At 74.3% G+C, this 22,429-nt stretch carries 23 protein-coding genes; 12 read left to right on the top strand and 11 right to left on the bottom strand.

Annotated elements, in window-relative coordinates; genetic code table 11:
• Positions 1-61 precede the first annotated feature (61 nt).
• The 4 genes from ACFV8H_RS23170 to ACFV8H_RS23155 all read right to left on the bottom strand — a co-directional run bounded on the left by ACFV8H_RS23170 (position 62) and on the right by ACFV8H_RS23155 (position 3,645).
• On the bottom strand, positions 62-1,642 hold the full coding sequence (locus ACFV8H_RS23170; RefSeq protein WP_380403002.1) for an MFS transporter: 1,581 nt from the start codon (positions 1,640-1,642) through the stop codon (positions 62-64).
• Entirely contained in the window at positions 1,639-2,307 is a 669-nt protein-coding gene (locus ACFV8H_RS23165; RefSeq protein WP_380402999.1) for a TetR/AcrR family transcriptional regulator, read from the bottom strand. Before ACFV8H_RS23165 ends, ACFV8H_RS23170 begins: the two co-directional genes overlap by 4 nt.
• A 160-nt stretch (positions 2,308-2,467) precedes the next feature.
• Entirely contained in the window at positions 2,468-2,860 is a 393-nt protein-coding gene (locus ACFV8H_RS23160; RefSeq protein ID WP_375886552.1) for a cell division protein SepF, read from the bottom strand.
• Positions 2,861-3,129: 269 nt separating this feature from the next.
• On the bottom strand, positions 3,130-3,645 hold the full coding sequence (locus ACFV8H_RS23155; protein ID WP_375886553.1) for a DinB family protein: 516 nt from the start codon (positions 3,643-3,645) through the stop codon (positions 3,130-3,132).
• A 278-nt stretch (positions 3,646-3,923) separates the two neighbouring features.
• On the opposite strand from ACFV8H_RS23155, the gene ACFV8H_RS23150 reads away from it, so the two are divergent.
• A complete protein-coding gene (locus ACFV8H_RS23150; protein WP_380402995.1) occupies positions 3,924-5,459 on the top strand; it encodes a TolB family protein in 1,536 nt (511 codons plus the stop codon).
• Positions 5,460-5,590: 131 nt separating this feature from the next.
• On the opposite strand, the gene ACFV8H_RS23145 is transcribed toward ACFV8H_RS23150, so the two are convergent.
• From ACFV8H_RS23145 to ACFV8H_RS23130, 4 genes are all read right to left on the bottom strand, one after another.
• Positions 5,591-5,842, bottom strand: a complete 252-nt coding sequence (locus ACFV8H_RS23145) for a hypothetical protein (RefSeq protein ID WP_380402992.1) — start codon at positions 5,840-5,842, stop codon at positions 5,591-5,593.
• Positions 5,843-6,063: 221 nt separating this feature from the next.
• Positions 6,064-6,813 carry a TVP38/TMEM64 family protein gene (locus tag ACFV8H_RS23140; RefSeq protein ID WP_380402989.1) on the bottom strand — a complete coding sequence of 250 codons (750 nt, stop codon included), beginning with the start codon at positions 6,811-6,813 and terminating at the stop codon, positions 6,064-6,066.
• Positions 6,814-6,822: 9 nt separating this feature from the next.
• Positions 6,823-7,386, bottom strand: coding sequence for a HEAT repeat domain-containing protein (locus tag ACFV8H_RS23135; RefSeq protein ID WP_380402986.1), 564 nt, complete (start codon positions 7,384-7,386; stop codon positions 6,823-6,825).
• 115 nt (positions 7,387-7,501) lie between these two features.
• A complete protein-coding gene (locus tag ACFV8H_RS23130; protein ID WP_380402983.1) occupies positions 7,502-8,734 on the bottom strand; it encodes an MFS transporter in 1,233 nt (410 codons plus the stop codon).
• Between the two features lie 83 nt (positions 8,735-8,817).
• Between ACFV8H_RS23130 and ACFV8H_RS23125 the strand changes: the two genes are divergently transcribed.
• The 9 genes from ACFV8H_RS23125 (at position 8,818) to ACFV8H_RS23085 (ending at position 17,691) form a co-directional block, all read left to right on the top strand.
• A complete protein-coding gene (locus tag ACFV8H_RS23125; RefSeq protein WP_380402981.1) occupies positions 8,818-10,002 on the top strand; it encodes an ROK family transcriptional regulator in 1,185 nt (394 codons plus the stop codon).
• Between the two features lie 105 nt (positions 10,003-10,107).
• On the top strand, positions 10,108-10,524 hold the full coding sequence (locus tag ACFV8H_RS23120; protein WP_380402978.1) for a molybdopterin-binding protein: 417 nt from the start codon (positions 10,108-10,110) through the stop codon (positions 10,522-10,524).
• Between the two features lie 27 nt (positions 10,525-10,551).
• Positions 10,552-10,989, top strand: coding sequence for a hypothetical protein (locus ACFV8H_RS23115; RefSeq protein ID WP_380402975.1), 438 nt, complete (start codon positions 10,552-10,554; stop codon positions 10,987-10,989).
• Positions 10,986-11,729: a glycerophosphodiester phosphodiesterase gene (locus tag ACFV8H_RS23110; protein WP_380402972.1), complete on the top strand. Its 744-nt coding sequence runs from the start codon at positions 10,986-10,988 to the stop codon at positions 11,727-11,729. The genes ACFV8H_RS23115 and ACFV8H_RS23110 overlap by 4 nt, the downstream gene beginning before the upstream one ends.
• Entirely contained in the window at positions 11,726-12,901 is a 1,176-nt protein-coding gene (locus tag ACFV8H_RS23105) for a winged helix DNA-binding domain-containing protein (RefSeq protein WP_380402969.1), read from the top strand. The genes ACFV8H_RS23110 and ACFV8H_RS23105 overlap by 4 nt, the downstream gene beginning before the upstream one ends.
• Before the next feature lie 179 nt (positions 12,902-13,080).
• Positions 13,081-14,109, top strand: coding sequence for an AI-2E family transporter (locus ACFV8H_RS23100; RefSeq protein ID WP_380402966.1), 1,029 nt, complete (start codon positions 13,081-13,083; stop codon positions 14,107-14,109).
• Between the two features lie 78 nt (positions 14,110-14,187).
• On the top strand, positions 14,188-15,060 hold the full coding sequence (locus ACFV8H_RS23095; protein WP_380402964.1) for a virginiamycin B lyase: 873 nt from the start codon (positions 14,188-14,190) through the stop codon (positions 15,058-15,060).
• Between the two features lie 319 nt (positions 15,061-15,379).
• Entirely contained in the window at positions 15,380-17,029 is a 1,650-nt protein-coding gene (gene ctaD / locus ACFV8H_RS23090; RefSeq protein WP_380403064.1) for a cytochrome c oxidase subunit I, read from the top strand.
• Between the two features lie 128 nt (positions 17,030-17,157).
• Positions 17,158-17,691: a hypothetical protein gene (locus ACFV8H_RS23085; RefSeq protein ID WP_380402961.1), complete on the top strand. Its 534-nt coding sequence runs from the start codon at positions 17,158-17,160 to the stop codon at positions 17,689-17,691.
• Positions 17,692-17,798: 107 nt separating this feature from the next.
• Here the strand turns inward: ACFV8H_RS23085 and ACFV8H_RS23080 are convergent, their stop codons facing one another.
• On the bottom strand, positions 17,799-18,179 hold the full coding sequence (locus ACFV8H_RS23080; RefSeq protein WP_380402959.1) for a peptidoglycan-binding protein: 381 nt from the start codon (positions 18,177-18,179) through the stop codon (positions 17,799-17,801).
• Positions 18,180-18,426: 247 nt separating this feature from the next.
• Between ACFV8H_RS23080 and ACFV8H_RS23075 the strand changes: the two genes are divergently transcribed.
• Both ACFV8H_RS23075 and ACFV8H_RS23070 read left to right on the top strand, forming a co-directional pair.
• The gene (locus tag ACFV8H_RS23075; RefSeq protein ID WP_380402956.1) at positions 18,427-19,146 is read left to right on the top strand and encodes a response regulator; all 720 of its coding nucleotides are present in this window, start codon (positions 18,427-18,429) and stop codon (positions 19,144-19,146) included.
• A 96-nt stretch (positions 19,147-19,242) separates the two neighbouring features.
• The gene (locus ACFV8H_RS23070; protein WP_375886590.1) at positions 19,243-19,656 is read left to right on the top strand and encodes a pyridoxamine 5'-phosphate oxidase family protein; all 414 of its coding nucleotides are present in this window, start codon (positions 19,243-19,245) and stop codon (positions 19,654-19,656) included.
• Positions 19,657-19,675: 19 nt separating this feature from the next.
• Here the strand turns inward: ACFV8H_RS23070 and ACFV8H_RS23065 are convergent, their stop codons facing one another.
• The gene (locus ACFV8H_RS23065) at positions 19,676-20,992 is read right to left on the bottom strand and encodes an FAD-dependent monooxygenase (protein WP_380402953.1); all 1,317 of its coding nucleotides are present in this window, start codon (positions 20,990-20,992) and stop codon (positions 19,676-19,678) included.
• A gap of 84 nt (positions 20,993-21,076) precedes the next feature.
• Complete coding sequence (locus ACFV8H_RS23060) at positions 21,077-22,345, bottom strand: phenylacetate--CoA ligase family protein (RefSeq protein ID WP_380402950.1); 1,269 nt, start codon at positions 22,343-22,345, stop codon at positions 21,077-21,079.
• Positions 22,346-22,429 lie beyond the last annotated feature (84 nt).

Here is a 22,429-nt window from a genome sequence, read left to right as displayed (position 1 = left end):
CGCCGCCCGACATGCGAGAACGGTCGTTCCCGTCATTGGGAACGACCGTTCTCGCGTCTCCTTACGCGCGTACCTGCGGCTGCTCCGCCTGCTCCGGCTGGCCCGGCCCGGAGGTGACCGGCTCGGCCGCCGTCGGCGCGGACAGCCCGCGCAGCAGCAGCCAGGCCAGCACGCCAGCGCCGAGCAGCAGCACCCCGGCCAGCAGCCCGGCGCTGTTCATGCCGTGCACGAAGGCGTCCCGGGCGCTCGCCAGCAGCGGCTGGGCGAGGTCCGGCGACAGCCCCTCAGCCGTCTCCACGGCCGCGCCCAGCGACTCCCCGGCCCGGGCGGCGACCTCCGGGGAGGCCCCGGCCGGTACGGACAGCCCGTTCGCGTAGATCGAGCCGACCACCGAGCCGACCAGCGCGATGCCGAGCGCGGTGCCCAGCTCGTACGCGGTCTCGGAGACCGCCGAGGCGGCCCCGGCCTTGTCGGCGGGCGCGGCGCTCAGCACCAGGTCGGCGCCGAGGGTGTAGACCACGCCCTCCGCGGTGCCGGTGATCAGGAAGGAGACCGCCAGCAGCAGGTAGGTGGTGTCCTGCTGGAGCCAGCCCAGCGCGCCCGCCGCCAGGCCCATCGCCAGCAGGCTGACGGTCAGCGCCTTGCGCGCGCCGAAGCGCCGGGCGATCCGGGCGGTCAGCAGACCGCCCGCAACCGAGCCCGCGAAGGCCGGCAGCTCCGCCAGGCCCGCCTGGAGCGGCTCGTAGCCGCGCACCAGCTGGAGGTACTGCGAGACCACGAAGATCACGCCGGACAGGCCGACCAGGGAGATCAGCGAGGCCGTGACGGCGGCGGTGAACCGCCGGTCGCGGAACAGCCGGACGTCCAGCAACGGGGTCTCCAGCCGCAGCTGGCGGCGGACGAACAGGGTGAGCGCGGCGGCGCCGAGCAGGAAGGTGACCGGGACGTCCCAGCGGGCCACGCCGTGCGCGGCGGCCTCCTTGATCGCGTAGACCACGCCGATCACCCCGGCCATCGACAGCCCGACGCTCAGCACGTCCCAGCGGCCGGGCTTCGGGTCCTTGGACTCCGGCAGCAGCCAGGCGCCGAAGACCAGCAGCAGGAGCAGCACCGGGATGTTCAGCAGGAACACCGAGCCCCACCAGAAGTGCTCCAGCAGCAGCCCGCCGACCACCGGCCCGAGCGCGGCACCGGCCGTGGCGGCCGCGCCCCAGATGCCGATCGCGGTGGCCCGCTCCCGGTCGTCCGGGAAGAGGCTGCGGATCAGCGACAGGGTGGAGGGCATGATCGTCGCCCCGGCGACGCCGAGCAGCGCGCGGGCCAGGATCAGCCAGCCCGGGCCCGGCGCGTACGCGGCCAGCAGGGAGGCCGCACCGAAGGCGGCGGCACCGGTCAGCAGCAGCTTCTTGCGGCCGATCCGGTCGCTCAGGGCGCCCATGCTGACCAGCAGCCCGGCCAGCACGAAGGAGTAGGAGTCGCCGATCCACAGGAGCTGGGTGCCGCTGGGGCGCAGCGTCTCGCTGATGGACGGAATGGCGAGGGAGAGCACGGTCGCGTCGAGGGCGACCACGGTGACGGCCAGCACCAGGACGGCGAGGCCGGTCCAGCGCTGGCGGACGGTCAGGGCAGGGGTACTGCTCATGGTGTATCGGTTTCCGGTTTCCGGTCCGAGGTGCTGTGGGTCGTGGCGGCGGCGGGGCCGGCGTCAGGGGTGGCGACAGGGATGGTGACAGGTGCGGGGGAGGGGGCGGGTGCAGCGGCCTCCGGCCGGCGCAGCGCGCCGCCGAGGAACAGCTCGGCGAGCGAGAAGGCGGCGTCGCGCGGGGCGAGCCGGCCGTCCTGGATGGCCCAGCCGATCCCGGCCACCAGGTCGAAGAAGGCCTCGCTCAGCCAGGCGGCGCTCAGCTCGATCCGGAAGACGCCCTCGCGCTGCCCGCGCAGGAAGAGCGCGTGCAGCCGGTCGATCTGGACCTCCCAGAGGTCGTTGATGTCCGCGTGGTCGTAGAGCTGGTTCTCGCCGGCCAGGAAGGCGCAGAGCATGGCGTCCGGGACGGCGGCGTCCACCAGGCGGCGCAGTGCGGCCTGGGCGTCGCCCTCCTCGGTGGCGGCGGTGTCCAGGGCGGCGGCGAAGCGCTGCAGGCCCAGCAGGCCGACCTCGCGGATCAGCGCGTCGCGGCCGGGGAACAGCCGGTGCAGGGTGGCCCGGCTGATGCCCGCGCTGCGGGCGATCTCGTCCAGGTGGGCGGTGGGGCGGCGGGACAGCACGCCGACGGCGGCTTCCAGAACGGTGTCGCGGTCGGTGGCCATGCAACGAGTGTAGGCCAAGTGAGACACCGATGTCTCACTTTTACTGTGCGGATCTCATCTGCGAGGCCGGCGGCCGGCCGGCGGGCAGCAAAAAAACCGGGGACGGCGGGTGCCGTCCCCGGTCGGGGTGGAGCGGGCCGCAGGGCCCGCGCCGCTGCGCTCAGCTCTGGTTGTAGAACCCGGTGTCGTCGATCGGCCGGTCGATCACCATCACCTCGACGTCCGCCGGGGTGAGCAGGAAGACCCGGCGGGCGATCCGCTCGATGCCGCCCTGGGTGCCGAAGATCAGTCCGGAGGCGAAGTCGACCATGCGCTTGGCCTCGGCCTCGTTCATCTCGGTGAGGTCCATCACCACCGGGATGGACGCCCGGATGTGCTCACCGACCGTGCGGGCCGCCTCGAAGCCCGTCGGCCGCAGGGAGACGATCTTCGCGGGCGCGGGGACGGCCGGCACCGTCTCCTGATCCACCCACTCGTCGTCGTACACCGCGGCCGGGTAGTTCCCGGAGGGCATCAGCCACCCGTTGTGGTGCTCGTCGCGAAGTGCTCCCATGCCGCGCCTCCCTGCCTCGTCCCGTCTGGTCCCCCGGGGGTGAGTGTCCTTCTTGACACGTCATCCACTCGACGGAACTGTCCGAGTATCGCACTGTTCACCGGTCCCGTGCCCGCTCGCGGCCCCCGTAAGAGTCGTGCCGTGCCGGAAACCCGGGCGGACCCGGGCAAAGAGAGCGACGCGGCGCAGCTCCGTACGGTTGCGCGCGTAGACCATATCGGTAGCGGTCACCGCGCAATTGACCTTCTGTCAACAATGCGGAAACGATTTCACTCGCCGGTCGAACCGTCCACCAGTTCGCGCAACAAATCCGCGTGACCGTTGTGTCGCGCGTACTCCTCGATCATGTGGACCAGGATCCAGCGGAGCGTCACCTCCTGGTCGTGGCGCGGCCGCTTGCCGACGGTGTCCAGCGGCAGACCGGCCGACGCCCGGCGGGCGGCCTCGATCTCGGCGCGCCAGGTGGCGAAGTCCGCCGCGACGTCGGCGGTGGCCACGTTGTCGAAGTCGCCGTCCGGATCCGCCTCGGTCCAGTAGTGGCCGGTGGCGACCTCCGCGCCCAGCAGCACGCCCTGGAACCAGTGCCGTTCCACCTCGGCCATGTGCCGGACCAGGCCGAGCAGCGAGAGCGTGGACGGCGGGACGGAGCGCAGCCGCAGCTGGTCGTCGGTCAGGCCCGCGCATTTCAGGGCGAGCGTGCTGCGGTGGTAGTCGAGCCAGGAGGTGAGCATGGCGGCCTCGTCGGCGGCCATCGGCGGGTCGACCCGCGGGGTGAGTTCGGTCATGCCGGACATCCTGGCCGCCGACGGCCCGCCGGTGCGACCGAATTGTCGGTCGGCGGGTGGGTCGGCGGGTGGGCCTACGGGTGGGCCTGCGGGTGGGGGAGGGCGACGGCGGCGGTCGGCACGGTGTTGGCCTTCTGTCCTGCGGCACGGGCTCGTTGGTGGATTTTCCGCCGAGATCACCCCGGGCCGTTGACCGCCGGGCCTCCCGACCGATTGGCTCGGTCGAGAGCCCGCCGCCGGGAGGGAGCCCGGCCGGGCGAGCAGAGGGGACTGAGCTCATGACACGTACCACCCGGACCACACGTACCACCCGGGGCACCCGCGACCGCCGGCTGCTGGGCGCCGGCAGCGTGCTGGCGGCCGCCGTCGCACTCGCCGTCACCGCCGCCCCCGCCCAGGCCGACCCGGCGCTGCGCGGCACCGTCCGGATCAGCACCGGGGTGAACGGCGCCGCCCCCGACGACCAGTCCTGGAGCCAGGGGGTCAGCGCGGACGGCCGCTACGCCCTGTTCACCTCCTGGGCCAAGAACCTGGTGCCCCAGCCCACCGTGGGCGGGCGCGACGCCTATCTGCGGGACCTGCGCACCGGCCGCACCGAGCGGGTCAACCTCTCCGATTCGGGCGAGGCGCTGAACGGCTGGACCGACCAGGCCGCGATCAACGCCGACGGCCGCTACGTCGCCTTCGAGAGCAACGCCGACAACGTGGTGCCCGGCATGCAGGTCAAGGGCCGCACCGAGGTGTACCTCCGGGACCGCAGGACCGGCCGCACCGAGCTGGTCAGCGGCGGGCTCACGGCCACCGACACCGACCAGTTCCACGCCTCCTACGCGCCGCAGATCAGCGCCGACGGCCGGTACGTGGTCTACGTGTCCTCCCGGACGGACCTCGACCCGACCGTGGTGGACCCCGCGCCCGGAGCCGGGGCCGGGGCCGGGATCGGGGCCGCGCCCTCGCTGGCCAGGCCGTACACCTGGAAGATCAACGTCTACCTCACCGACCGCCGGACCCACACCACCCGGCTGATCTCCCGGGACACGGCCGGCAAGCCGGGCGAGAGCACCTCCTTCCGTCCGACCATCAGCGCGAACGGGCGCACCATCGGCTTCGGCTCGCTCTCCGAGCTGCTGCCGACCGGGTCGACCCCCGCCCCGGCGGCCCCCACCGCCCCCGCCGCTGCGCCGGAGCTGGCCCTGGCCCGGCCGACCAGCGCCGTCTACTACACCTGGAACGCGGCCTCCGGGAAGCTCACGCCCGCCAGCTACGATGTCGACGGCAAGGTCGCCGACGCGGACTTCGACGCCACCGTCAGCCCGGACGGCCGGTACGCCGTCTACTCCCTGCCCGAGCCGGGCGGCTCCACCGGCGGCCACCGGTATCACACCGTGCTGCACGTCCGGGACCTGCGGACGGGCGCCGTGCGGAAGGTGAGCGGCGGCCTGCCGGGGACCACCTCGGTCGGCTCCTCCGGGCACGGCTCGATCACCGCCGACAACCGCTGGCTCTACTTCGACTCCGCCGCCGACAACCTGGTGCCGGGCCCCCAGCACCCGGGCTGGGACGTCTACCGCCAGGACCTGCGCACCGGCCGCACCAAGCGGGTCACCACCGCGCCGGACGGCTCGGCCGGCAACGGCTCCTCCAACGCCCCGTTCGTGTCCGCCGCCGGGAACACCCTGGTGTTCGAATCGACCAGCGGCAACCTGGTCGCCGGTACCGACGCCCCGGCGGCCGAGGGCTCCCAGGCCTTCGCCCGTCCGACCGGCAGCCGGTCGGACGACGGCGACGACCAGGGCGAGGACCAGGACGACTGACCGGGACGACCGACCGGGACGACCGGCCGGGCACCGCGGGCGGGGGCGCTCCCCGCCCGCGGCTCACCGGGCGCCCGGTCGCATTCCGGAATTCGTGCACGGAACGATGATCCGCGCGCCGGGATCGACTCCTAGCAGTTGCCGACCTTCACGGCCCGCCAGGGCATTCCGCACGGGTCCTGGGTCGGCCCCTGCGGGCGGACGAATCCCCACAGGGCGCCGTTCTCGCACTTCTGGACCTGGGAGAGGTCCAGGCAGGCGTTGGGGTCGAAGGTCATCGCGCTCGCCTGCGGGGCGTTGACGGTGTTGACGCCCAGCAGCGGGATGGCCATGGCGGCCCCGCCGATGAGCAGGGAGACGGCCTTCGACTTCTTCGACTTCATGAATTGCTGCCTTTCCGTTCGTGCATGAACAGCCGAAAGGCTTCGCCCCCCGGCCGGTCGACAATGGCACGGGCAATTCGGCTAGATCAACAGGGTGCACAGCGGGGCAAGGGTGAGCAAAACGGACGTGTGTCCGTGCACTAACTACGGAGCGAAGCGGGCTCGCCGTGGGCGGTGACGCTCCGTCATGTTGTAAATCTCATGGTTTACCGGAGAAGGGGTCAGTCGGTACGCGGACGACGGCGGGCCGCGTAGGCCCGCCAGGCGCCGACCAGGCTGCCGAGCACCAGCAGGGCGATCACCCCGGCCGAGACCAGGAAGGCCGCCGAGCCGGGCTGGTCCGCGCTGGCGGCGGCCGTCACGTAGACGGCGGTGGTCGGGACCACGCCGATCGCGGTGGCGAGGAGGAAGGGGAGGAAGCGGACCCCGGAGAAGGCGGCGCCGTAGTTCCCGGCCTGGAAGGGCAGGCCGGGGAGCAGCCGCAGCACCAGGACGCTGCGGAAGCCCTGGTCGGTGAAGCGCTGGTCGAGGGCGCCGAGCACCTTGCCGCGCAGGTACGGCCTGAGTGCCTCCCGGCCCAGGCCCCTGCCGAGCCCGAAGGCCAGCGCCGCGCCCAGGGTGGTGCCGAGCACGGCGAGCAGCACGCCCTGCTGGATGCCCAGCAGTAGGCCGGCCACGGCGTTCAGTGCGGGGCGCGGGACGAAGGCGAGCGTGCCGACGGCGTAGACCAGGGCGAACAGCGGGGCGAACCAGTAGCCGGGCAGCCGGTCCGCCAGGCCGCCGGAGAGCAGGTCCGTCGGGCTCCACAGCAGCAGCGACCCGGCGCACGCCCCCAGCAGGACCACCAGCAGGCCGAACCGCCACCAGGGCGAGCGGCCCGGGGCCCGTTCGGCGGCCTCCGCGGCCTCGGCGGCTTCGGCGGGTTCGACCGCTTCGGCGGAGTCGGCGGGCGTGGTCAGGGCTGCGGGCACGGGCCGAGCCTAGCCGGTCCCCGCCACGGGCCGGTCCGGGGTGCGCGGGGCGGTCCGCCGGTGGATCGGCCCGCCCGGGGCGTACCACCCCGCCTTCTTCCGGACGGCCGGGCTGCGGTCCCCGGTGCGGGCGGCCGTCAGGGCGTCGGCGGCGCGGGCGTCGGTGTGGACGAACTTGCCGACCAGCTCGGCGGCCCGCGACCGGACCCGAGGGTCCGGGTCGTCGGCGAGGTGGCGGAGGGCGGGTTCGAGGACCAGGCCCGCGCCCGGCGCGCAGGCGTCGTCCTTGCAGCGGTCGCAGGCCAGGGCGTGGAACGCGGCGATCCTGACCTCGGGGTCCGGGTCGTCGGCCATGGTGATCAGCCGGCCCATGGAGTCGGTGTCGACGAGGTGGTCCAGGAGTCGGCAGCAGCCCTCCCGGACGGCCGCGCGGTCGTCGGCCAGGCCGGCCCGGATGGCTTCGAGCGCGTCCGCCCCGCGCCGGAGCAGCTCCCGGTACGCGGCCACGGTGCGTTGTGGGTCGCCCAGGCAGGCGACCAGGGCTTCGTTGTCAGTTCTGACGAATCCGAGCACGGTCCCAGTGTCGGCCCGCAACGCCCGCCCGGGCAAAGGGATTTCGCCCCGGGTGGCGGGTCGGTGGGGTGGCGGCGCGGCGTCCGGGCCGTAGGGCCCGGCTCGGGAATCCCCGTCAGATCGTCGAGAGGTCCTTCCCGGAGGCGTTCTCCGGCGGCAGCCCGGTCACGTTCTCCCCGGCGGAGTTCGGCTCGGCCCGGCGCAGGGCGCCGGCGCTCAGCAGGAGGGCGAGGGCGAGCAGGGTGACCAGGCCGAAGGAGACGGTGAGGGAGGTGGCCTGGGCGAGGGCGCCGATGACGGCGGGGGCGATCAGGCCGGAGGTGTAGGTGACGGTGGCGACGCCCGCGATGGCCTGGCTGGGGTTGTTGCCGATCCGGCCGGCGGCCGCGAAGGCCAGCGGGACGATCACCGCGACGCCGATGCCGATCAGGGCGAAGCCCGGGACGGCCAGTGCCGGGGTGTCGGCGGCCACCACCAGCACGCCGCCCAGGGTGGCGACGGCCCCGCTCAGGCGGCTGGTGCGGACGGCGCCGAGGCGGCGGACCACCGCGTCGCCGGCCAGGCGGCTGACCGCCATGGTGAACGCGAAGGCGGTGTACGAGGCGGCGGCCACGGTGGCCGAGGCGCCGGTGACGTCCTTGAGGTAGACGCCGCTCCAGTCCATCGAGGCGCCCTCGCCGAACACCGCGCAGAAGCCGACCAGGCCGATCACCAGCGAGCTGCGCGGCGGCAGGGCGAAGCGCGGCGGGGCCTCGGACTCCTCGGGGGAGCGGAGGTCGGGCAGTCCGCGGCAGACCGGCTGGGCGAGGGCGAGCAGCACGAGGGCGGTGACGGCCAGCTGGAGCCGGGCGTCCAGGGCGAGGTGGGCGGCCAGGATGCCGAAGCCGGAGGCCACCAGGCCGCCCGCGCTCCACATCCCGTGCAGTCCGGACATGACCGAACGGCCGAGGCGCTGCTCGATCTCCACGCCCTGGGCGTTCATCGCGACGTCCGCCGTGCCGGCCGTGGCGCCGTACACCAGCAGCACCGCGCACAGGGCGGGCAGCGAGGGGGCGAGCGCGGGCAGGGTGAGGGCCAGGCACCAGAGCGAGAGCAGTCCGCGGACCGCCGCCCGGCCGCCGTAGCGGTGGACGACGCGCCCGGCCAGCGGCATCGCGAGGGAGGAGCCGATGGCGGGCATCACCAGGGCGAGGCCGAGCTGCCCGGGGGAGAGGTTCAGGCGGTCCTGGATCCACGGGATACGGGTGACGAAGGTGCCGCCGACGGCGCCGTGCACGCCGAAGACCAGCGCGATGCTCCGGCGGGCGCGGTGTGGTTCGGAGAGTGGTTCGAGACTGGTGGCGGTCATGCTGCGGTTCCCTCCCGGTCCTGGTGGTCGATAAACTATCAGGAAGGGACCCTGATAGAAACACTCTGGAAGGATGATCCGCCATGACCACCGTGCGTACGGCCACGCCGAGCACCGCCCGGGCCATCAACGACCGGCTGGCGCTCAACCTCCTGCTCGAACAGGGCCCCCTGACCGCGACCGAGCTGCGCGACCTCACCGGCCTCTCCCGGCCGACCGTCGCCGACCTGCTCGACCGCCTCCAGCGCACCGGCCTGGTCGCCGTCGTCGGCGAACGCGGCGAACAGCGGCGCGGCCCCAACGCGAGGCTCTACGCGCTGGTCGCCTCCCGCGCCCACATCGCCGCCTTCGACGTCCGCGAGGGCGGCGTCAGCCTGGTCGTCGCGGACCTCGCCGGGCGCACCCTCGGCACCGCCGAGATCCCCGTCGAGGCCGACGGGCCCCAGGACACCGCCGCGGCGATCGTCCGCACCCTGCGGGAGACCGCGCGCGGCGCCGGCGTCGAGCGGCTGCACACCGTCGCCGTCGGCGCCCCCGGCCTGGTCGACCCCGCCACCGGCCGGCTGCACAGCACCGGCCAGCTCCCCCGCTGGCATGCCGAACTCCTCGCCGCACTACGGGAGTTGCCCGACACCGAGGTGATCCTGGAGAACGAGGTCAACCTGGCCGGCCGGGCCGAGTACCGGGTCGGCGCCGCCCGCGACCGCGACACCTTCGTGCTGATGTGGCTCGGCCACAGCGTCGGCGCCGCCGTCATCCTCGACGGGCGGCTGCGCCGCGGCTTCTCCGGCGGCACCGGCGAGATCTGCTTCCTGCCCGTCCCCGGCGCCACCGGCCTGCCCAGCGCCGACAGCTGCGAGGGCGGCTTCCACGGCCTGGTCGGCAGCGCCGCTCTGTGCGCGCTGGCCCGCGCCCACGGGCTGCCCGTCGGCCCGGCCGACGACGCGGCCGCCGCCGAAGCCGTCGTACGCGCCGCCCTGGCCGGCGGGGCGGCGGGTGCGGCCTTCCTGGACGAGCTGGCCGAACGGATCGCGCTCGGCGCGGCCAGCGTCTGCGTGGTGCTCGACCCCGGCTGCGTGGTGCTCGGCGGCGAGATCGGCCGGGCCGGCGGCGCCGAACTGGCCCGCCGGGTGGAGCGCTGCCTCGCCCGGCTCTCCCCGCTGCGCACCGAGGTGCGGGCCGGTACGGCGGGCGGCGGCGCCGTCCTCGCCGGGGCGGTGCTCACCGCCGGGGACGCCGTACGGCGGGACCTCTTCGGCGAGCCGTAGGTCTGTTTTCCGTCCGCGTCCCCGGTACGGCAGGATGGCCGCCGGGGGCGCGAAACCCACCGGGGGCGCGTACCCCGTAGCTCGAACCACCGTCAGGAGTCGTACATGGGCCAGCCCGAGGTGCCGGTCAACCCGTACCGGATCGGCGAGGCGGCCGCGCTGCTCGGTGTCAGCGCGGACACCATGCGGCGCTGGGTGGACGCCGGGAGGCTCGCCGCGGTGCGGGACGAGCACGGGCACCGGATCATCCCCGGCGCCGAACTCGCCGCCTTCGCGCGGGAGCTGGCCCGGCCGGAGAACGCCGAGGCCGAGGGGCGCCCCTCCTCGGCGCGCAACCGCTTCCCCGGGATCGTCACCGAGGTGCGGCTCGGCGACGTGGCCGCCCAGGTGGAGGTGCAGGCCGGGCCGTTCCGGGTGGTGTCGCTGATCAGCCGGGACGCGGCGGAGGAGCTGAACCTGGTCCCGGGCGCACCCGCGACTGCGGTCATCAAGTCGACCAATGTGATGATCGAACGGCGCTAGTGCCGGTCTGCTGAACGAAAGGCCCGGATGAACCACCCGAACCTGCCGACCACCCAGGCCGCCGTCCTGGCGATCGAGGCGGTCGCCGCCCGGCACGGCCGCACCGTCCGCGCCCAGCACGACATCGGCAGCGACCGGACCTTCGCCGGGCTGGTCGGCCAGGACGACGAACCGGGCGCCATCCCGCACGAGGCCCTGCTCGAGTTCGACGGCAGCCCGCACACCGCCGTCCGGCTGTTCACCCACGACGAGGCCGCCGTCACCGTGGAGGGCATCGCCTTCGACGTCCCGCGCGACAGCGTCCCGGCCTTCCTGAACTCGGTCTGGTCCGGCCTGGTGCATGTCAAGGTCCGCACCTTCCCGCCGTCCAGCACGCTGATCGTCACCGTCCCCGGGGAGTCCGGCTACCGCGAGGCCCTCGGCGTCCACGACCTCACCCCCTGGCTTTCCGGAAAGATCCGATGAGCATCCCCACCGCGGCCTCCGCCTCCGTTCCCGCCCCCGCCGACCGCCGCCCGGTCCTCGCCGTCGCCCACCGCGGTGACCCGTACCGCCACCGCGAGAACACCCTGCCCTCGGTGGAGTCCGCGCTCGCCGCCGGCGCCGACGCCGTCGAGGTGGACGTCCAGCTCACCCGAGACCGGGTGCCCGTGCTGCTGCACGACACCACCCTCGAACGCCTCTGGGGCGACCCGCGCTCGATCGGCCGGGTCACCACCGAGCAGCTCGCCGAGCTGCGCCAGGGCGACCTGGCCGTCCCCACCCTCGCCGAGGCGATCAAGGCCGTCGCCGCGGCCGACGGCCCCCGACTGCTCATCGACCTCGACGAGCCCGGCCCGGCCGCCGCCACCTGGTCCGTCGTCACCGGACAGGGCGCCGAGGACCTGGTCGCCTTCTGCGGGCCCGCCACCGCGATGCTCGCCGTCCGCGCACTCAGCCCCGACGCCGAGATCGCGCTCACCTGGAAGCAGCCGCGGATGCCCGCCCCCGCGCTGCTGCGCGACCTGCGCCCGCGCTTCCTCAACCCGCCGTTCGGCCTGGTCACCCCCGACTTCGTCCGGGCCGCCGCCGACGAGGGGCTGGCCGTCTCCACCTGGACCGCCGACCTGCGCCGCACCATGCGCCGACTGCGCGACACCGGGGCCGCCTCCATCACCACCAACCGGATCTCCGTACTGCGCTCGGTCCTGGACGGCCGCCGGTGACGGTGCCCGGCCCCCGGGTGCTCGGCCCCCGGGCCCTGGGCCGCGCCCTGCTGGCCCGCCAGCACCTGCTCGCCCGCACCGACCGGCCACCCGCCGAGGTCGTCCACCACCTCGTCGGACTCCAGGCCCAGGCCGCACCGCAGCCGCCCTACCTCGGGCTGCTCTCCCGGCTGGACGACTTCACCCCGGACGGGCTGAGCGACCTGCTCGACCGGCGGGCGGCGGTCCGGATCGCGCTCCAGCGCGGCACCATCCACCTGGTCACCGCCCAGGACTGCCTGGCCCTGCGCCCGCTGCTCCAGCCCGTCCTCGACCAGGCGCTGCGCACCACCTACGGCCGACGGCTCGCCGGGCTCGACCCGGCCGCGCTCGCCGCCGAGGCCCGCACGCTGGTCGAGCGGGAGCCGCGCACCTTCCAGCAGCTCGGCACGCTGCTGGCCGCCACCCGCCCGGACCGCGACCCGGCCGCGCTGGCCCAGGCCGCGCGCTGCCTGCTGCCGCTGGTCCAGGTGCCGCCGCGCGGGCTGTGGGGGCGCAGCGGCCCGGCCGCCCACACCACCGCCGAGGCCTGGCTCGGCCGCCCGCTGGACCCGTCGCCCTCGCCGGACGGGCCGGGGGGCTCGAACGGGCCGGACGGGTCGGACGGGTCGGACCGGCTGGGCGGGCTGGTGCTGCGCTACCTGGCCGCCTTCGGCCGGGCGAGTGCGGCGGACCTGCGGAAGTGGTCCGGCCTCGGCGGCCTCGGCCCGGTGCTGCGGCGGCTCGCGCCGCAGCTGCTCACCTTCCGGGACGAGCGGGACCGGGTGCTGTACGACCTGCCCGGGGCGCCCCGGCCGGACCCGGACGTCCCGGCGCCGGTGCGGCTGGTCGCGCCCTTCGACAACCTGCTGCTCTCGCACGCCGACCGGAGCCGGGTGCTGCCGGAGCGGTACAAGGACCGGGTGATGACCCGGAACGGCCTGGTGCTCGGCACCCTGCTGGTGGACGGGCTGGTCGCCGGGACGTGGCGGTACGCGGGGCCGGCGGAGGGTGTGGTCGTCGAGCCGTTCGTCCGGCTGGCGCGGGCGGACCGCGTGGCGGCGGAGGCCGAGGCGGAGCGGGTGCTGGCCTTCGCCGGCGCGGCCGGTGGCCCGCGCGGACCGGTGCGGATCGAGGCGGCCGGCGGGGCGTAGAACGGGCGGATCGTCAGATTCTCTGCTGAGCTGGGTCGGGTCCGGACTCGTCGCCGCCGGACCCGATGACGATCCCGGCGGAGGTGGCCGTGTCCGTGGAGCGCCCGTCCGGTGGCCCGCCCGCTGGTCCGTCCACTGGGCCGTCCGGTGGCCCGCCCGACCACCGCAGGCCGTACCTGATGCTGCCGCCCGCCGTGCGGCAGGCGGCCGCCTGGTCGGTGGCGGTGATCCTGCTGATCACCGTGGGCTCGCTGGTGGTGTTCGCGCTGGTCGAGCTGCGGGCCGCGACCGTGCCGTTCGTCCTGGCGCTGCTGGGGGCCTCGCTGCTGTACCCGGTGGTGCCCTGGATGGTCCGGCGGGGCGTCAGCCGGAGCCTGGCGGCCGGGCTGACCTGCGTGCTGCTGGTCGCGGCGGTGGCCGGGGTGATCGTCCTGCTGGTCAACTCCCTGGTGCACAGCGCCCCGCAGATCGCCGGCTCGCTCCCGGCGGCCGGCCGCCGGCTGGCCGAGTGGCTGGGGCCGTTCGGGGCGAAGGTCGAGCACGCGCTGGCCGACGCCAAGGGCGAGACCAACTCGCTGGTCTCGACGCTGACCAACGGCGTGCTGTCCGGCCTCGGCCTGCTCACCCAGCTGATCACCGGCGCGGTGCTGGCCCTGGCCCTGGTGTTCTTCTTCCTGCGGGACGGCCACCGCACCGGCGACAGCATCCGCGCCCACCTGCCCGGGCGCGGCGCCGAGACGGTGGTGGCCTGCGCCGAGCGGGCCTTCGAGGCGATGGCCGGCTTCATGCGCGGCACCACCCTGATCGCCCTGATCGACGCGGGCTTCATCACCGTCGGCCTGCTCGCCCTGGGCGTCCCCGGCGCCCCGGGCCTGGGGGCGCTGGTCTTCATGGGGGCGTACATCCCCTTCGTGGGCGCCTTCCTGTCCGGCACCGTCGCGGTGCTGGTGGCCCTCGCCGACGGCGGCCTGGGCACGGCGCTGTGGGCGCTCGGGGTGGTGCTGACGGTGCAGATGATCGAGGGCAACATCCTCCAGCCGATCATCCAGAGCCGGACGGTCGAGCTGCACCCGGCGACCATCATGGTCGCCGTGGTGGCCGGTTCCGGCATCGCGGGCATCCTCGGCGCCCTGCTGGCGGTGCCGGTCTGCGCGGCGGGGATGGGCGTGATCTCGGTGTTGCGGGGGCTGGGCTCCGAACCGGGGTGAAATCGGTTGCCCGGGGCGGGACGGGCATGCGAGCATCACTAACGCGACAACGGTCGCGATAGTTTGAGAGGGGCGCGGGTGGAACTGATCGATGTGGCCGAGGCGGGGGACGGGCCGTACGGGATCACGGTGGGGCCCGACGGCGGGGTGTGGTTCACGCTCGTCCACGCCGGGGAGATCGGGCGGCTGGCGCCGGACGGCTCGGTGCGGCGGTTCGGGCTCGGCGCGCCGCGCTGCGCGCCGTCGGTGATCACCGCCGGCCCGGACGGCGCGCTCTGGTTCGCCGAGATGAACGTCGGCCGGATCGGCCGGATCACGGTGGACGGCGAGGTCTCCTCCTTCGCGCTGTCGGCGATCGGCGTCGGGCCGGGCGGGATCGTCACCGGGCCGGACGGGGCGCTCTGGTTCACCGAGGTCAACGCCGACGTGGTCGGGCGGATCACCGTGGACGGGGAGGTGGCGGAGTACCCGCTGCCCGTGGAGGGGGCGATGCCGGCGCACATCACCGCCGGGCCGGACGGCGCGCTGTGGTGCGCGCTCAACCAGGCCGACGCGATCGCCCGGGTGAGCACCGACGGCGACGTGACCGTCCACCGGCTCCCCACCGCGGGCACCGCGCCGGTCGGGATCACCGCCGGCGCGGACGGCGCGCTCTGGTACGTCGGGATCGGCGGCGGGCTGGTCGGGCGGATCACCGTGGACGGGGAGGTGACGGAGTACCCGCTGGCCGACCGGGATGCCAGGCCGCACGCGATCACCGCCGGCCCGGACGGGCGGCTCTGGTTCACCGAGTGGGCCGCCGGCCGGATCGGCGTGCTCACCCCCGACGGGCGGCTGGACGGCCACACCATCCCCGGCCGGGGCGCCGAGCCGCACGGGATCGCCGTCGACCCGGACGGCACGGTGTACGCGGCGCTGGAGCGCGGACAGCTCGCCCGGCTGAGGGGCTGAGGGGCTGAGGGGCTGAATCCGCCCGGGTCCCGGCCCGGGTCCCGGTCGGGAGGTCCCGGCCGCGGCCGGGAACTCGGGCCCAGCGGCCCCGGGCGGGCGGGCCCAACGGCCCTGGGGTGCACGGGGCGTGCGTTCGGATCATGGATCGCCATCCATTCGCACGACGTTCCGAAGGAGCGCGTCCTTGAGCGCCACCCAGGCACAGGGCGACCCGACCCCACCGCCAACGCCCCTGTCGGCAGGGCCGGTTCGGCCCCGCCGACCCGGCTCGGCCGTGGTCAGGCTGCTGACCACCACCGACCACAAGACGATCGGCACCATGTACCTGGTGTCCTCGTTCGCGTTCTTCCTGATCGGCGGCATCCTCGCGCTGGTCATGCGCGCCGAACTCGCCCGGCCCGGAACGCAGATCCTCTCCAACGAGCAGTTCAACCAGGCCTTCACCATGCACGGCTCGGTGATGCTGCTGCTGTTCGCGATGCCGCTGTTCACCGGCTTCGCGAACTGGATCATGCCGCTGCAACTCGGCGCCCCCGACGTGGCGTTCCCGCGCCTGAACATGCTCTCCTACTGGCTGTTCATGTTCGGCTCGCTGATCGCCGCGGCGGGCTTCGCCACCCCGCAGGGGGCCGCCGACTTCGGCTGGTTCCTCTACGCGCCGCTCTCCGACGCCGTCCACTCGCCGGGCGTCGGCTCGGACATGTGGATCATGGGCGTGACGCTCTCCGGCTTCGGCAGCATCTTCGGCGCGGTCAACTTCATCACCACGATCATCTGCATGCGCGCGCCCGGCCTGACCATGTTCCGGATGTCGATCTTCTGCTGGAACGTGCTGCTGACCTCGGTGCTGGTGCTGCTGGTCTTCCCGGTGCTGGCCGCCGCACTGCTCGCGCTGGAGTGCGACCGCAAGTTCGGCTCGCACGTCTTCGACCCGGCCAACGGCGGGGCGATGCTGTGGCAACACCTGTTCTGGTTCTTCGGGCATCCCGAGGTGTACATCCTGGCGCTGCCCTTCTTCGGGATCGTCTCCGAGGTCATCCCGGTGTTCAGCCGCAAGCCGATGTTCGGCTACTCCGGCCTGATCGCGGCCACCATCGCGATCGCCGGGCTCTCGGTCACGGTGTGGGCGCACCACATGTACGTCACCGGGCAGGTGCTGCTGCCGTTCTTCTCCTTCATGACCTTCCTGATCGCGGTCCCGACCGGTGTGAAGTTCTTCAACTGGGTCGGCACCATGTGGAAGGGCTCGCTGAGCTTCGAGACGCCGATGCTCTGGACGGTCGGCTTCCTGGTCACCTTCCTGTTCGGCGGGCTGACGGGCGTGCTGCTCGCCGCCCCGCCGATCGACTTCCACGTCTCCGACTCGTACTTCGTCGTCGCCCACTTCCACTACACGCTGTTCGGCACGGTGGTGTACGCGATGTTCGCCGGCTTCCACTTCTGGTGGCCCAAGATGACGGGCAAGAAGCTCGACGAGCGGCTCGGCCGGATCACCTTCTGGACGCTCACCGTCGGCTTCCACACGACCTTCCTGGTCCAGCACTGGCTGGGCGCCGAGGGCATGCCGCGCCGCTACGCCGACTACCTGGCCTCGGACGGGTTCACCACCCTGAACACCGTCTCGACCATCGGGTCGTTCCTGCTCGGCCTGTCGATCCTGCCGTTCCTCTACAACGTCTGGAAGACCGCCAAGTACGGCGAGAAGGTCACCTCGGACGACCCGTGGGGCTGGGGCCGCTCGCTGGAGTGGGCCACCTCCTGCCCGCCGCCCCGGCACAACTTCGTCAAGCTGCCCCGGATCCGCTCCGAATCCCCGGCCTTCGACCTCCACCACCCGGACATCGCGGCCCGGGACGTCCTGGTGCACAGCGGGAAGCCGGCGCCGCACCTGGGCGACGTGGAGCCGGTGAAGTACGACCGGCCGCTGAGCCGGGTCGAACGGGCCCGGGCCTCGTCCCTCGACGGCTGAAGCCCGATCCACACGGCACTCCCAGCCCCCCGAACGCCGTCCCCGCCCGCGTCGCTGCCCCCGGGCGGGCGGGGACGGCTCCTCCTCCCACCCTCCGTCACTCCCCTTGCGACACCGGAAGGCCGGCCATGACCCACACCGTCCTCGCCATCGGCACCGCCGCGCTCACCGCGAGCGGCTGCGTCTGGTACCTGCCCGCCATCGCCGACCTCCAGGCCGGCGCCGACCGGCCCCGCTCTACCCGCACCGCGGCGGCCGCCTGCGTGCTCTGGTGGGCCGCACTCGCGCTGGCCGGTGGACTGCTGCTCGCCTGGCCCGACTGGCGCCCCGCCGCCCAGGTGGCCCTGGCCGGGCTGGTCGGCGGCACGGTCCTGCGGGTGCGGGCGCTGCGGGACCGGCGCGGGGAGCGGCGGGAGACCGCGGCCCGCTGGGCCGCGCTCGACGCCGGGCCGGTGCCGCGGAGCGGCCGCCCGTCGGCCGTCGCCCTGGCGGGCTGGCTGCTGGTGGGCACCGCCGTGGCCGTGCCGGCCGCGGTGTCGATCCTGCTCACCGACGGCGGCGGGTCGGCCGCGAAGGCGGCCCTCGCGGCGGTCGGCGGGGCAGGCGTGGCGCTGGCCTTCCTGCTGGTGGGCCTGGGGAACGCCCGGCGGCAGGGCCGCTGAGAGGCCGTCCGCCGGGAGCGCTGAGCGGTCGTCAGGGCCGCGCTGCCGACGACGGCGTCCGGCCCGTGCCGGAAGGGGGCGGCACTGGCCGGACGGGTTCGGTGGGATCAGTACATGGTCGGGATGTACTTGTAGCAGGGCTGGGTGTTGCTGTAGATCATGATGTCGCCGGTGATCCTGCCCACGATGCCGTCCGGGACGACGCTCGGGTTGCTGTGGCTCTGGACCGTCTGGTAACGGACCACCAGGGCCTTGGTCTTCGGGCCCCAGATGCCGTCCTCCTGCACCCGGGCGCCCGAGTCGCCCACCACGTTGGCGACCCAGTCGTTGAGGATCGTCTGCACGCAGTGGACGGAGTTGTAGCCGTTCGGGTAGCCGTCGCCGATGTAGGAGGCGCCGGTCGAGGCCTGGGCCGGGGCGGCCAGGGTGAGGGTCACGGCCGCGGTGGCGAGGGCCAGGGTGGTCCTGAGGGCGAGCTTCGTCCGCATCACGGGGTTCCTTCTCCGATCGGCCCGGTACGGAGTCCGGGCGGGCGGTCATCAGCCAAACAGCGGGCCGGACGTCCCACCAGCGCGGGACGTCCCGGGACGGCGGAGGGACGGGGGACGGAGCCGAGGACGGTGACGGTGACGGGCGAATGGGGCCGTTGGGCCCTGGGCCGCCGGGGGGTGGCGGGGGATGATGCGGTGGGCCCCGCCGGGAGTGTGCGGGGGTGACGAAGGTGGAAACCGCGTGATGGCGACCGAGGTGGAGGGCGTCGGGGCTTCGGCGCCGGTCCGGGTGTTCCTGCTGGACGACCACGAGGTGGTGCGCCGCGGGGTGCACGACCTGCTGGACGGCGAACCGGACCTGGAGGTCGTCGGGGAAGCCGCGACGGCCGAGCAGGCCCTCGTCCGGGTGCCCGCGCTGCGGCCCGACGTGGCGGTGCTGGACGTCCGGCTCGGGGACGGCGACGGGGTCTCCGTCTGCCGTGAACTGCGGTCGCGGATGCCCGACCTGGCCTGTCTGATGCTGACCTCCTTCGACGACGAGGAGGCGCTGCTGGACGCCGTGATGGCGGGCGCCGCCGGGTACGTGTTGAAGCAGATCAGCGGTACCGACCTGGTCGCCGCCGTCCGTACCGTGGCCTCCGGCCGGTCGATGCTCGACCCCGGCGCGGCGACCCGGTTGCTGAACCGGCTGCGCAGCGACGCCGAGCCCGCCCGGCCGGTGACCGCCGGACCGGCGCTGACGGCGCGCGAGCAGGAGGTGCTGGCGCTGATCGGGGAGGGCCTGACCAACCGGCAGATCGGTGAGCGGCTCTACCTCGCGGAGAAGACGGTGAAGAACCACGTGTCCCGGCTGCTGGCCAAGCTCGGGGTGGAGCGGCGGGTGCAGGCGGCGCTGATCGCCACCGAGCTGCGGCAGTCGGCCGCCGCCGCCTCGGCGTCGCCGCTGCGCTTCGGCCGGGGCTGACGACCCGCCCGGGGCTGACGACCTGCCCGGGGCGGGCCCCTCGGCGGGACCATCGGCCCTCGTGACCGGGCCCGGCCCCGGGTGAGCATCGCTCGCATGAACCGCGATCACGTCCCGTCCCCCCGGCCCGCGCCGTCCGACCCCGTCCACCGCTCGGACCCGTCCGGGCCCCGCGAACTCGACCGGAGGCGGGCGCTGCAGCTGCTGGGCCGGGCCCCCGTCGGGCGGGTGGTCTACACCGTCGACGCCCTTCCGGCCGTCCTGCCGGTGACCTTCCGGCTCGCGCCCGGCGGCGTGCTGGTCTCCGCGCCCGCCGACTCCGAGCTGGCCCGGGCGGTGGACGGCGCGGTGATCGCCTTCGAGGCCGACGAGGTGGACGGCCGGGACGGCTCCGGCTGGTTCGTCACCGTCCTCGGCCGTGCCCAGGTCCGCCCGGGGACGGCGACCGCCCCGGACGTGGTCCGGATCCGGATCCGGCCGGAACTGGTGATCGGCCGCTGCCTGCTCTAGACGCCCTGGTGCCGGGAGGTCAGGCGTAGTCGGGCAGGTCGAAGGCGGTGGCGGCCCGGAAGGCCGCCTCCAGCTCCACGCCGGGCCGGTCGAAGCCGGGGGCGCCGTCGGTGTCCGGGCCGCCGAGCAGCGAGGCGTCGGCCCCGTAGCGGTCGCGGGTCAGGTCGAGGATGGCCTGGTTGGCCGCGACGTGGCCGCGCAGCCGCCGCTCGTAGGCGGGGAAGGCGGTGCGGTGGTCGCCGCCGGCCGCGTGGAGTTCCCCGGCCAGGACGTAGGCGGCGGTCAGCGCCATGCTGGTGCCCTGGCCGGTGAACGGGGAGCAGCAGTACCCGGCGTCGCCGAGCAGGGCGACCCGATCGTGGGACCAGCGGTCCATCCGGATCTGGGCCACGACGTCGTAGTGGAAGGCCTCGGTCTCCCACATCCCGGCCAGGAAGCGCGGCACCTCCCAGCGCAGGTGGGCGGCGCGCCCGGCGACCAGCTCGCGCTGCTCGGCGCGGTCCCGGGGCAGCATCCGGTCGAGCGGCTCGTCGGTGGAGAAGGTGACGAAGACCCGCAGTTCGGTGTTGCCGCGGACGGTCATCACCAGGCAGCCGTGGCCGTCCGCGCCCTCGTGGGCGATCTCCCAGCGGTCGAGGCCGAGGTGGTTGGGGACGGTCCAGCCTGCGACGTAGCTGCCGACGGGGTGCAGGTAGTCGTCCTCGGGGCCGAAGACCAGGCGGCGGGTCCGGGAGTGCAGGCCGTCGGCGCCGACGACCAGGTCGAAGGAGCGCTCCTCGCCGCTGCGGAAGCGGACCTGGACGCCGTCGCCGTGCTGGACGAGGGTGTCGATGCTGTCGTCGAAGCGGTACTCGACGCCCGGCCCGGCGGCCCCGGCGATCAGCTCGGCCAGTTCGTCGCGCAGGATCTCCACGTCGGGGCCGCCGACCGGGCCGCCGCTGGCCGTCCACTCGGTGGTGCGGCGCAGCTCGCGGCCGTCCCCGTCGACCAGGGACATGCCGCGCAGGCCGGTCCGGCGGGACCGGACCTCCGCGAGCAGGCCCATCCGGTCGACGACCTCCAGGGCGTTGCCGCGGATGTCCACGGCCTGACCGCCGCCGCGCAGGCCGGGGGCGCGCTCCACGACGGTGACGCGGAAGCCGTAGCGCTGGAGCCAGTAGGCGAGTGCGGTGCCGGCGATGCCGGCGCCGGAGACCAGGACCGAGGCCCGGGGTCCGGTGGCGCCGGGGTGCGCCGGGGAGTCGAGCGGAAGGGGGGTGGTCGTCACGGTGGTGGTCACGGTGGTGCCTCCGGTGGGTTCGGCGCTGCTGTCGTGGACCAGACTGCGCAGCGCCACCCACAGGACACGGACAGACCGCTGCCAGCACCGGCGGGGCACCGACAGGGTGCTGACAGTGCGTCATCACCCACCCTCCGCTCCCTACTCCCGGGGCCGCTCGTCCAGGACCTGCTGGAGCTTGCCGGTCCGCGGGTTGGTGACCAGCTCGGAGCGCGGCACCCACTCCACCGTGAGGGGGTGGATGCTGCCGAGGGCGGCCTCGGACGGGTAGAGCGGCAGGGCCCGGTGGACGGCGTCGACCAGCCGGTCGGACAGGTCGGCGAGGTCGGCGGGCGGCGGCTGGCCGATGTGGCCGAGCCGCAGGATGACCCCGTCGCGGCCGTCCCAACGGCGCTGCACCAGCTGCATCCCGGCGATGTGCCGGTCCGGGTCGGCGGCGACCAGCACGCTGCGGATCTCCTCGGTGGGCAGGGTGACGGTGCCGACCCGGGCGCCCTCGCTGGTGCGGCCGAGCAGGCGGAAGCGTCGGCACTCGCCGTCGACCCAGGCGGCGCGGTCGCCGGTGGGGTAGCGCAGGATCGGCATCAGGGTGCGGAACAGGTTGGTGACCACGACGCGGCCGGGCGTGCCGGGGGTGGTGACGGGCTCGCCGGTGACCTCGTCGAGCAGCTCGACCACGGTGCGGTCGGCGAAGGCCTCGTGCACCCGGACGTCGTCGCCGGGGACGGGCGCGCCGACCAGTCCGGCGTCGTTGGAGGCGTAGCCGACCGAGGCGACGGCCGCGTGGGGGAAGGCCCGGGCGAGCAGCGGGCGCAGGTCGGCGAAGAGCAGGTCGCCGCCGAACAGCAGCAGTTCGACGCCGTCGGCGCGTTCGCCGCGGGCGACCAGGCACTCGGCCACGGCGCTGAGCTTCATCGGCTCGCCGGCCAGGACGTGCACGCCGAAGCCGGTGATCAGGTCGGCGATGTAGCTGTCCGGGGCGGCGCCGCCGACGCCGAGGCGCACGTTGTCGACCGGTGCGTGGTGCAGGGCGTTCTCGATGTAGAGGAAGCCGCCGTAGAGCTCGCCGGCGATGAACAGGTTGGCCACCCGGTGGCCGGGCCGCAGCCCGGCCCGGACCAGGCCGGCGCCGAAGGCCGTGACCGAGTCGGCGTGTTCGGCACGGGTCCAGGGGGAGAACTTGGGGACGCCGGTGGTGCCGCCGGTCTTGTAGACGCCGGCGTCGGTGAGCGGGCCGGTCAGCACGCGGTTGTCGGGCCAGGTGTTGGCGGCCCAGAAGGCGGTCTGGTCGATCACCGGGAGCTGGTCGAGCCGGTCGGCGCCCTCGGGCAGCTCCCGGTAGAGCTCGGCGTAGAAGGGCGAGTGGGCGCGGGCGAAGCGGATCAGCTCGGCCAGGGGTTTGGCGGGCATGGGCGGGACTCCGTGGGTCGGGAGGGGGTCGGGAGGAGGGTCGGGAGGAGGGTCGGGACGGGGGGCAGGAGGCGGGCGGCGGGC

The sequence above is a fragment of the Kitasatospora sp. NPDC059827 genome (genome assembly GCF_042731675.1).
Lineage (GTDB): Bacteria > Actinomycetota > Actinomycetes > Streptomycetales > Streptomycetaceae > Kitasatospora.
This window is presented reverse-complemented; position numbering and strand designations above follow the sequence as displayed.

Coding starts and splice junctions, on each gene's coding strand:
- ACFV8H_RS23080 (WP_380402959.1), bottom strand. CDS start 18,179: ATGCGGACGAAGCTCGCCCTCAGGACCACCCTGGCCCTCGCCACCGCG.
- ACFV8H_RS23070 (WP_375886590.1), top strand. CDS start 19,243: ATGAACCGCGATCACGTCCCGTCCCCCCGGCCCGCGCCGTCCGACCCC.
- ctaD (WP_380403064.1), top strand. CDS start 15,380: ATGTACCTGGTGTCCTCGTTCGCGTTCTTCCTGATCGGCGGCATCCTC.
- ACFV8H_RS23075 (WP_380402956.1), top strand. CDS start 18,427: ATGGCGACCGAGGTGGAGGGCGTCGGGGCTTCGGCGCCGGTCCGGGTG.
- ACFV8H_RS23130 (WP_380402983.1), bottom strand. CDS start 8,734: ATGACCGCCACCAGTCTCGAACCACTCTCCGAACCACACCGCGCCCGC.
- ACFV8H_RS23125 (WP_380402981.1), top strand. CDS start 8,818: ATGACCACCGTGCGTACGGCCACGCCGAGCACCGCCCGGGCCATCAAC.
- ACFV8H_RS23100 (WP_380402966.1), top strand. CDS start 13,081: ATGCTGCCGCCCGCCGTGCGGCAGGCGGCCGCCTGGTCGGTGGCGGTG.
- ACFV8H_RS23155 (WP_375886553.1), bottom strand. CDS start 3,645: ATGACCGAACTCACCCCGCGGGTCGACCCGCCGATGGCCGCCGACGAG.
- ACFV8H_RS23165 (WP_380402999.1), bottom strand. CDS start 2,307: ATGGCCACCGACCGCGACACCGTTCTGGAAGCCGCCGTCGGCGTGCTG.
- ACFV8H_RS23115 (WP_380402975.1), top strand. CDS start 10,552: ATGAACCACCCGAACCTGCCGACCACCCAGGCCGCCGTCCTGGCGATC.
- ACFV8H_RS23120 (WP_380402978.1), top strand. CDS start 10,108: ATGGGCCAGCCCGAGGTGCCGGTCAACCCGTACCGGATCGGCGAGGCG.
- ACFV8H_RS23150 (WP_380402995.1), top strand. CDS start 3,924: ATGACACGTACCACCCGGACCACACGTACCACCCGGGGCACCCGCGAC.
- ACFV8H_RS23085 (WP_380402961.1), top strand. CDS start 17,158: ATGACCCACACCGTCCTCGCCATCGGCACCGCCGCGCTCACCGCGAGC.
- ACFV8H_RS23145 (WP_380402992.1), bottom strand. CDS start 5,842: ATGAAGTCGAAGAAGTCGAAGGCCGTCTCCCTGCTCATCGGCGGGGCC.
- ACFV8H_RS23060 (WP_380402950.1), bottom strand. CDS start 22,345: ATGCCCGCCAAACCCCTGGCCGAGCTGATCCGCTTCGCCCGCGCCCAC.
- ACFV8H_RS23110 (WP_380402972.1), top strand. CDS start 10,986: ATGAGCATCCCCACCGCGGCCTCCGCCTCCGTTCCCGCCCCCGCCGAC.
- ACFV8H_RS23160 (WP_375886552.1), bottom strand. CDS start 2,860: ATGGGAGCACTTCGCGACGAGCACCACAACGGGTGGCTGATGCCCTCC.
- ACFV8H_RS23170 (WP_380403002.1), bottom strand. CDS start 1,642: ATGAGCAGTACCCCTGCCCTGACCGTCCGCCAGCGCTGGACCGGCCTC.